The following is a 967-nucleotide window of genomic DNA, read 5'->3' on the forward strand; positions in this document are numbered from 1 at the left end:
GGGCTGGTGTCGGCGCCGCCCGGGATGCATCACCAGCCGTGCACGGCGGCGTCCATTGTTTCGCACCGATGGATTCACCCAGCTTCGGGGAAATTATCATGACAATCAATGTCAAGGCCTATGCGAACGCCGACGATATCCTGATCGCCTGGCAGCCGGGCACCTGGTCCAACGACTGGGTCGGTTTCCAGCTCGAGCGGCGCAACAACATCACGCAGCAGACGACCGTGCTGTCCAACCGCATTCCGCCGAAGCACGGCGAGAAGCCGGTGGCGGACGCCGGCATCTCCTCGACTCAATCGCCGTTCCGGCGCTGCAGCTGGACCGATCACAGCGTCGTCGACACCGACAACGTCTCCTACCGCGTCACCGCGTTGAACAATGGTGCGAACGGCACCTTCACGCCCGATCCCGCCTCGGTGTCGGCATGGACGGCGCCGACGGTCGCTTCCGGCGATGCGGGCGGCGGCCTGTCGGCCTATTTCAACCGGGGCACGTTGATGTCCCAGATCGTCAGCCGCTTCGTGAAGGGCAATACGACCGACGACGCGCTGCGCAATTTCGTCAAGGGCCTGTCCGATCCGGCCAACCAGGCGCGGCGCTATTTGTCCGGCGACGCCCTGCACGAGATCCTGGGCTTTCTGCATGATGCCGACCTGCGCGGCAGCCAGGTGCATGCCGCCATCTACGAGATGAATGACGAGGAACTGGTCGGCGCGCTGAAGCCGTTCGGCAGCCGCGGCAACGTCCTGCTCGGCAATGGCAGTGCGACCAAACCGAACATCGCGGGAGAGCTCAGTAGCGCCGGCCTGACGGTCAAGCATCGCGACCTGTCGAATGCGGGCAGGTCGTCGCCCAGCGTTCACAACAAGTTCGTGGTCGAAAGCGACGCGCATGGCAACGCCATCCGTGTGCTGACCGGAAGCACGAACTGGACCACCAGCGGGCTGTGCACGCAGCTCAACAA

General features: G+C 64.3%; 1 protein-coding gene. It reads left to right on the forward strand.

What is annotated here, in order from left to right; all coding sequences use genetic code 11:
• Positions 1-98 precede the first annotated feature (98 nt).
• Positions 99-967 (forward strand): phospholipase D-like domain-containing protein (locus VQ02_RS34460; protein ID WP_048448787.1); only part of this gene is annotated, 869 nt, incomplete at its 3' end.

Origin of the sequence: Methylobacterium variabile, assembly GCF_001043975.1 — a bacterium.
GTDB classification, from domain to species: domain Bacteria; phylum Pseudomonadota; class Alphaproteobacteria; order Rhizobiales; family Beijerinckiaceae; genus Methylobacterium; species Methylobacterium variabile.